The following is a 7,658-nucleotide window of genomic DNA, read 5'->3' as shown; positions in this document are numbered from 1 at the left end:
CCGCCGCTCGCGGTGATGCTGGTGGTGTCCACGTAGTCGGAGCCGGAGTGGTTGTCGGGCGAGAAGCGCACGGTGAAGCCGCCGAGGTTCTCGTTGCCCATGCTGTTGAGGGCGTCCATCAGGCTGGCGCGGGTGAGCGTCTTGCCGGCTTTGCGCAGGGCCTGCACCAGAACCTTGGCGTCGATATAGCCTTCCAGGCTGGTGAAGTCGTAATCGCCTTTATGCCCGGCGGTGTTCATCGCGGCCTGGTACTCGCGCACCAGCGGGGTGACGGTGGAGAAGGGGAAGGGCACGACCTGGGTGATGATGACGCCGTTGCCCTCGGGGCCGAGCGCCTTGGCCAGCGCTTCAGAGCCGACGAAGCTCACGTTGGCGAACTGGCCGCCGTAGCCCTTGGCAATCGCCTGCTGATTGAAGGCGGCGACTTCGGTGTAGGTGCCGATTTCGACGATGAGGTCGGGCTTGGACGGCAGGATGGAGGCGAGCGCTCCGGCCACGTCCACCGTGTTGCGTTTGACCGTGCCGGTGGCCACGGGCTTGAGATTGTGCGCGGCCAGGGCTTTTTGCACGCCCGTCAGTCCGGCCATGCCGTAGGCGTCGTCCTGGTAGAACACGGCGATCTTTTTCAGGCCGAGGAACAGGAACTGATCGACGATCTTGCGGGTTTCGTCGTTGTAGCTGGCGCGGATGTTGAAAATGTAGGGATCGACCGGGGAGCGCAGCCCCATCGCGCCGGTGAACGGGCCGATGAGGGGAATACCCGCCTGATCGATCAGGGGCTTGGCCGCCAGGGTGGTGGGTGTGCCGACGTAGCCGAGCAGGGCGAACACATCGCCGCCGTTGATGAAGGTCTTGGTATTGGCCACAGCGCGGGGCGGCTCGTAGCCGTCATCGAGGCTGACCAGCTTGAGGCTGCGCCCGGCCACGCCGCCGTCGGCATTGACCTGTTTGAAATACGCCTCGATGCCCATGCGCAGGCGGATGCCGAGCTGCGCCGCCGGCCCGGTCAGCGGGGCCGACTGGCCGATGACGATTTGCGTGTCAGTCACGCCCGGCGTGGCCGCAAATGCGGACGTGGACGCCATCAGACTCAAGCCAGCAAACAGGGTGGCAAAAAATTTCATCGTGGTCTCGGAAAAATGCGTCGGCAAGGATTCTGCAGTTCAGCCAACTTGCTGGCCTGTGCTGCGAGAGTGAGGAACATCAGGGGAGGGTGACGACCAGGTAGCGGAACAAGCCAGCATCTGCGCACGAAGCGGGCAGGGCCCCCCGGCCCCTGTTTTTTGTAAATTTTTTGCATTGTCCATAACCCGGCCGAGGCTGACAACTGCATCCGCTGTGCTCAGAGGCGGAAATCCAACAGCGTTCAGGGTTTGCCGTGCAGCGCCTCGTCGAGCAGTTCCACCCAGTGTTGCACGGGAATGGTGGTGCCGGTCTGCAGATGCTGGATGCAGCCGATATTGCTGCTGACGATGCGCTGCGGCGCGGTTTCGGCCAGATGCTGCAGCTTGCGGTTGCGCAGCTCTTTCGACAACTCGGGCTGCAGCACCGAGTAGGTGCCGGCAGAGCCGCAGCACAGGTGGCTCTCCAGCGGCAGCTTGACTTCGAAGCCCAGCTCACGCAGCAGAGCCTCGGCCCCGCCGCGCACCTGTTGCGCGTGCTGCAGGGTGCAGGGCGGGTGGTAGGCGAGGTGGTCAACCGGTTTGGGATTGGGAGCCCCCTGGGCAGGTTCACGCCCTGCCCGCCCCCCGAGGGGGTCAGGAAAACTTGGGGCGGCCCGGCGTTTTCCTGAGAGCAGCGTCTTGAGGGGCGCGGCGAACTGCGGCAGATACTCGCTGATGTCCTGGCACAGCGCGCTGATGCGCTGGGCGCGATCGGCGTAAGCGGGGTCGTGCCGCAGGTGGTGGCCATATTCCTTGACCATGGCGCCGCAGCCCGAGGCGTCCATCACGATGGCTTCGACCGCGCCGCTTTCCACCAGCGGCCACCATGCATCGACATTGCGCTTCATGTCGGCTAGCGCGCCGTCGTGGTCGCTCAGATGTTGACGAATGGCGCCGCAGCAACCGGCGCCGTCGGCCAGCAGCGGCTGCACGCCAACGGCATCGAGCACGCGGGCGGTGGCCGCGCCGATATTGGGCATGAGCGTGGGCTGCACGCAGCCGCCCAGCATCAGCACCTTGCGGGCGTGTTCGCGCTGTGGTCGTTTGCCTGCGCGCTGCCGCGGCGGCACCTTATCGCGCAGCGCGGCAGGCACCAGCGGGCGCAGCGCCTGACCGAGTTTGATGGCCGGGGCGAACAGGCTGGAAGTCATGCCTTCGCGCAGCGCCCAGCGGGCGAGTTTTTCTCCGGCGGGACGTTCCACCTTGGCATCGACCACGGCGCGGCCAATGTCCACCAGACGGCCGTATTCGACCCCGGACGGGCAGGTGGTCTCGCAGTTGCGGCAGGTGAGGCAGCGGTCGAGGTGCAGCTGGGTGGTGCGGGTGGGCGCCTCGCCTTCGAGCACCTGTTTGATCTGGTAGATGCGGCCGCGCGGGCCGTCGAGCTCATCGCCCAGCAGTTGATAGGTGGGACAGGTGGCGGTGCAAAAGCCGCAGTGCACGCAGTTGCGCAGAATGGCTTCGGCCTGCTGGCCTTCGGGCGTGCTGGCGAATTCGGGGCTGAGATGGGTTTCCATCGGGATCAGAAAAGAGTGGGGAATACGCCGTGCGGGTCGAAGGCGGCCTTGACGTTGCGCTGAATGCGCAGCAGCGTGGCCTGCGCGGTGTCGAACACGGGCGCACTGGCGTCGCCGCCGCGAAAGCGCGTGGCATGGCCGCCGGTTTGCCGGGCGGCTTCATGAATGATGGGTGCCGGCGCGGCGCTGATGAGCCAGCGCAGGCCGCCGAACCATTCCACCAGCTGCGTGCCGGAAAGATCGAGCGCGGGTGCGGTGGAGGGCAGCGACAGTCGCCACAGCGCGGCCTGCGAATCGCCCGGCCAGGTGGGGGCGAACCAGGGCAGGGACTGCTCGCGCAGCCCGGTCCAGAAGGCGGCGGCTTCCGTCTCGGCCATGCGTTCGCCGCCTAGCCGGGTCTGCGCGGCCTGCACTGCGGCCTGCGCGCCGCGCAGCCGCAGGGTGAGCACGCCTTTGCCGGTGCCCGCGCTGCGGTCGGGCAGCCAGGCGCTGGCGTTGAGCGGCAGGGGTTGCGCGGCCCAGGTGTTGCAGCGGGTGATGGCTTCGTCCTGCGTCATGGAGAAGCGCAGGGTGGTTTCCGCCGGGGCCACGGGCATGATTTTGAGCGACACGTCGAGAATGACCCCGAGCGAGCCGAGCGAGCCGCACAGCAGGCGAGAGACGTCGAAACCGGCGACGTTTTTCATCACCTCGCCGCCGAAGCGCAGCACCTCGCCCTTGCCATTGAGCAGGGTGGCGCCGAGCACATAGTCGCGCACCCCGCCGGCGCTGATGCGCGCCGGGCCGCTCATGGCGCTGGCCACCATGCCGCCCAGCGTGGCGCGGCCGATGCGGGCGAAGTGCGGCGGCTCGAAGGGCAGGAACTGATGATGCTCGGCCAGTGCCGCTTCAATCTCGGCCAGCGGCGTGCCCGCCCGCGCGGTGATGACCAGCTCGGTCGGCTCGAAGTGGGTGATGCCCGACAGCTGCGTGGCGTCGAGCGTGTGTTCGGCGGCATCTACCCCGCTGTGCTGCGCGGCGGCCCACCACGGCGCTTTGCTGCCGCCGCCGTGAATGCGAATGCGTTCGCCGCGCGAGGCGGCCTCGCGCACCAGGTCTTGCCAAAGAGGAATCAGATCGTCTGCTTGCATGTACGGGACGCTGCGGCGCGGGGTCGCAGCCAAGATCGGAATGCGACGCGGTTAAAACCGGGGAAGGTTGGGAAACGGCAGCAGGCCGCCGCGCACATGCATCTTGCCGTACTCGGCACAGCGGGCGTGGGTGGGAATCTGCTTGCCGGGATTGAGCGTTTCACCCGGATCGAAGGCGCGGCGGAAGGCGAAAAACTGCTCGCGCTCTTCAGGGCTGAACTGCACGCACATGGCGTTGATCTTCTCGAAGCCCACGCCGTGCTCGCCGGTGACCGTGCCGCCCATGGCCACGCTGGTCTCCAGAATCTCGGCGCCAAACTCTTCGGCGCGGTGCAGCTCGCCGGGCTGGTTGGCATCGAACAGGATGAGCGGGTGCAGATTGCCGTCGCCCGCATGGAACACGTTCACGCAGCGCAGGCCGTACTTGCTCTCCATGCCCTGAATGGCCTCGAGCATGTCGGCCACGCGCTTGCGCGGAATGGTGCCGTCCATGCAGTAGTAGTCGGGCGAGATGCGGCCGGTAGCGGGAAAGGCATTCTTGCGCCCGCTCCAGAAGCGCAGACGCTCGGCCTCGCTTTCGCTGCACTTCAGCCTGGTTGCTCCGCAGCGCGACAGCACTTCGGTCATGCGGCCGATTTCTTCTTCGACCTCCTCGGGCGTGCCGTCGCTCTCGCACAGCAAAATGGCCTTGGCGTCCAGGTCGTAGCCCGCGTGCACGAACGACTCGGCCGCCACGGTCATGGGTTGATCCATCATTTCCAGCCCGGCCGGAATGATGCCCGCGGCGATGATGGCCGCCACCGCGTCGCCCGCCTTGCGCAGATCGTCGAAGCTGGCCATGATGCAGCGCGCCAACACGGGTTTGGGCAGCAGTTTGACCGTCACTTCGGTGACGACCATGAGCATGCCTTCGCTGCCGATCACCGCGGCGAGCAGATCGGGGCCGGGACAGTCGCAGGCCAGACCGCCGATGGTCAGCGGCTCGCCCTCCACCGTGTAGCCGCGCACCTGCAGCACGTTGTGCACGGTGAGGCCGTATTTGAGGCAATGCACGCCGCCTGAGTTTTCGGCGATGTTGCCGCCGATGGTGCAGGCGATCTGGCTGCTCGGATCGGGCGCGTAGAACAGGCCGTGCGGCGCCGCGGCCTCCGAAATAGCCAGGTTGCGCACCCCGCATTCCACCGTGGCGGTGCGCGCGATGGCATCGACGCGCTTGATGCGGTTGAACCGCGCCAGCGCCAGCAGCACGCCGTCTTCGTTGGGCAGCGCCCCGCCCGACAGGCCCGTGCCCGCGCCCCGCGCCACCACCGGCACGTTCAGCTTGTGACAGGCCTTGAGTACCGCCGCCACCTGCGCCTCGGTTTCCGGCAGTACGACAACCAAGGGTTTGCGCCGATAGGCCGAAAGGCCGTCGCACTCGTAGGGCGTGACCTCCTCCGGCTGCCAGAGCAGGATGTGCGGCGGCACCACCGCGCCTAGCGCGGCGACCACTTCGGCCTGCCGCGCGGCACGGGCGGCGATGTCGGGTTGGAGGGGGGCATTCATGGCGAGTCTGTCCGTGAGAACTTTGTTGTATTTGCTTGCAGATTATCCCGTTTGCTGCGCTGCAGCGGGGCAGGAGTAACCCGGCTTTTTGCGTTTTGTCGAAGGCAAAGCAGTGTTGCGCAAAAGTCAGTGCAGCGAACGGAGCATGCCGACGCTTGCAGCAAGGCGAGTGGCACTGGTCTGCGAAACGGGGGTAATGTTGCGCATGGCCTGTCCGCAAACGGCGTCACCTCGGAGCCTGCCTGGCTGGAGATCGCTCGACGCGACTCAAGCCCGACAGGCTCCTGGCAGACAATGCGCAGCGTGCTTTCGACACTTCACCGCACCCCGCAGGTTTTGCGGGCGTTTTTCCCCCGACAATCGCCAGACAAACCTGCCGCCGCCATGCCCGACCTTTCCGCAGAACCGCGCCCCGGCTTTTCCGAACTCGGGCTGGTTCCCGCCCTGGTGCAGGCCGCCGCCGCCCTCGGCTGGAGCACGCCCACTGCCATTCAGGCGGCCGTGCTGCCGAGCGCGCTCCAGGGAGACGATGTGCTGGGCTTGGCGTCCACCGGCTCGGGCAAAACCGCAGCCTTTCTGCTGCCCCTGCTGCAGCGTCTGCTGGTCGAGCCGCAGTGGCCGCCTGCACCACCGCGCACCCTGCGCGCGCTGGTTCTTGCGCCCACGCGCGAACTCGCCGCGCAAATTGGCGCAAGCGCCCGCAGCCTGGCGCCGCAACTCAACACCGTGGTCGCGGTTGGCGGCGTTGCGCTGCAGGCGCAGCGGCAGGCCCTGCAGGGCGGTGCGCAACTGGTGGTCGCCACCCCCGGACGCCTGCTCGATCTGGCCGAACAGAAGGTGCTGCGCCTGTCGACGGTGCGGATGCTGGTGCTTGACGAGGCCGACCGGCTGCTCGACCTGGGGTTCTCCGAGGAGATCAACACGCTGCTCAGCCTGCTGCCCGCGCAGCGCCAAACCCTGATGTTCAGTGCCACCCTGCCAGACGCGGTCGCCACTTTGGCCAGGGCTGTGTTGCACGACGCGCGCCGGTTTGAGACGACGATTGCGCACGCCCCGGCCATGCCGCGCATCCACCAGCGCGTGATCGAGGTGGACGCCGCGCGCCGCACCATGCTGCTGCGCCACCTCATCGCCGCTGAAGGATGGGACCGCGTGCTGGTGTTCGTCGCCACGCAATATGCCACCGAGCATGTGGCCGAAAAATTGCGGCGCGCCGGGCTTGCCGCCGCCGCTTTTCACGGGCAGCTCAGCCAGAGCCGACGGGCGCAGGCGCTGGCCGATTTTCACGACCGGAGGCTGGCGGTGCTGGTCGCCACCGATCTGGCCGCGCGCGGCATCGATGTGGCCCAACTGGCCGCAGTGGTCAATTACGACCTGCCACGCTCCGCAATCGACTACACCCACCGCATCGGCCGCACCGGCAGAGCGGGCGAGCCCGGCCTGGCGGTGAGCTTCCTCTGCGCCGACGCGCCGGGCAGCGCCGCACAGTTGCGCTTGATCGAAAAGCGCCTGCAGCAGAGCGTGCCGCGCGAGCAGGCGCCCGGGTTCGAGCCCGCCGCACAGCCCGCCGCGCCCACGCCACGAGACGCAAACGGCGGCATCAAGGGTCGGCGCAAAAGCAAAAAAGACAAGCTGCGCGAAGCGGCAGCGGGCGTGCTGCGCAGCTAGGTCTGACCCCGCGCGGAGTTCCAGATCATTCTGTTTGCTGCGCTGCAGCGGGGCAGGAGTAACCCGGCATTTTGCATTTTGTCGAACGCAAAGCTGTGTTGCGCAAAAGTCAGGGTGCGCAACGGTGCACGCCTGAGCAGGCGCTGGCGTCAATGCGTAGGTCGGCTTGTCATGCAGGTCTGAGTAGACTGCCGCAGCGGTTCAACTGGGAGACTCACATGATCGACCATACGGGTGTCATCGTCAGCGATTTTGAAGGCGCCAAAGCCTTTTACAGTGCAGCGCTTTCGACAATCGGCTATCAACTGCTTGCCGAATTTCCCGCGGCGATCACCGGGCATACCGATGTGGCGGGTTTTGGCACGCCACCCAAACCCGATTTCTGGAATAGGGCCTGTTAACGCTATTGATGCCCCCGCGCCGGGGGTCTGGGCGGAGGCAATGCGAGGCGCAGGCCGCGCCGTGGCGTGTGGCGCCACAAGCGGACTGCAACGTGGCAGTGCGCCGCCCAGACCCCCGGCCCGTAGGGTTGCCCCCAGACGGGGCGTCGGCGGCGTTGTGGGCCAGAGGTGAGGGCAAAAGGCGTGGGGCTGGGCGCCGCCGGGGCGCCCGACCCCAGGGGGGGGAACGCGGGT

Annotated in this window: 5 protein-coding genes and 1 pseudogene; 2 read left to right on the top strand and 4 right to left on the bottom strand. The window is 67.0% G+C overall.

From position 1 onward, the window contains the following. The 4 genes from AC2VLV_RS10450 to AC2VLV_RS10435 form a co-directional block, all read right to left on the bottom strand. A partial coding sequence (locus tag AC2VLV_RS10450) for an ABC transporter substrate-binding protein (RefSeq protein WP_486989924.1) occupies positions 1 to 1,124 on the bottom strand: 1,124 nt, incomplete at its 3' end. 242 nt (positions 1,125 to 1,366) lie between these two features. After that, positions 1,367 to 2,680, bottom strand: coding sequence for a glycolate oxidase subunit GlcF (gene glcF, locus AC2VLV_RS10445; protein WP_486989923.1), 1,314 nt, complete (start codon positions 2,678 to 2,680; stop codon positions 1,367 to 1,369). Positions 2,681 to 2,685: 5 nt separating this feature from the next. Further along, positions 2,686 to 3,810 carry a glycolate oxidase subunit GlcE gene (glcE, locus tag AC2VLV_RS10440; protein WP_486989922.1) on the bottom strand — a complete coding sequence of 375 codons (1,125 nt, stop codon included), beginning with the start codon at positions 3,808 to 3,810 and terminating at the stop codon, positions 2,686 to 2,688. Between the two features lie 51 nt (positions 3,811 to 3,861). Beyond that, the gene (locus AC2VLV_RS10435) at positions 3,862 to 5,355 is read right to left on the bottom strand and encodes an FAD-linked oxidase C-terminal domain-containing protein (RefSeq protein WP_486989921.1); all 1,494 of its coding nucleotides are present in this window, start codon (positions 5,353 to 5,355) and stop codon (positions 3,862 to 3,864) included. A gap of 384 nt (positions 5,356 to 5,739) precedes the next feature. On the opposite strand from AC2VLV_RS10435, the gene AC2VLV_RS10430 reads away from it, so the two are divergent. Both AC2VLV_RS10430 and AC2VLV_RS10425 read left to right on the top strand, forming a co-directional pair. After that, on the top strand, positions 5,740 to 7,023 hold the full coding sequence (locus tag AC2VLV_RS10430; RefSeq protein WP_486989920.1) for a DEAD/DEAH box helicase: 1,284 nt from the start codon (positions 5,740 to 5,742) through the stop codon (positions 7,021 to 7,023). Between the two features lie 218 nt (positions 7,024 to 7,241). Then, positions 7,242 to 7,409 (top strand): annotated as a pseudogene (locus tag AC2VLV_RS10425) (VOC family protein); the annotation flags it as partial. Positions 7,410 to 7,658: the final 249 nt, after the last annotated feature.

The sequence above is a fragment of the Thiomonas sp. TH-17 genome, from assembly GCF_057473305.1.
This window is presented reverse-complemented; position numbering and strand designations above follow the sequence as displayed.

Excerpts from the sequence above, each read along its gene's own strand:
- AC2VLV_RS10435 (WP_486989921.1), bottom strand. The coding sequence starts at position 5,355 with ATGAATGCCCCCCTCCAACCCGACATCGCCGCCCGTGCCGCGCGGCAG.
- AC2VLV_RS10430 (WP_486989920.1), top strand. The coding sequence starts at position 5,740 with ATGCCCGACCTTTCCGCAGAACCGCGCCCCGGCTTTTCCGAACTCGGG.
- glcE (WP_486989922.1), bottom strand. The coding sequence starts at position 3,810 with ATGCAAGCAGACGATCTGATTCCTCTTTGGCAAGACCTGGTGCGCGAG.
- glcF (WP_486989923.1), bottom strand. The coding sequence starts at position 2,680 with ATGGAAACCCATCTCAGCCCCGAATTCGCCAGCACGCCCGAAGGCCAG.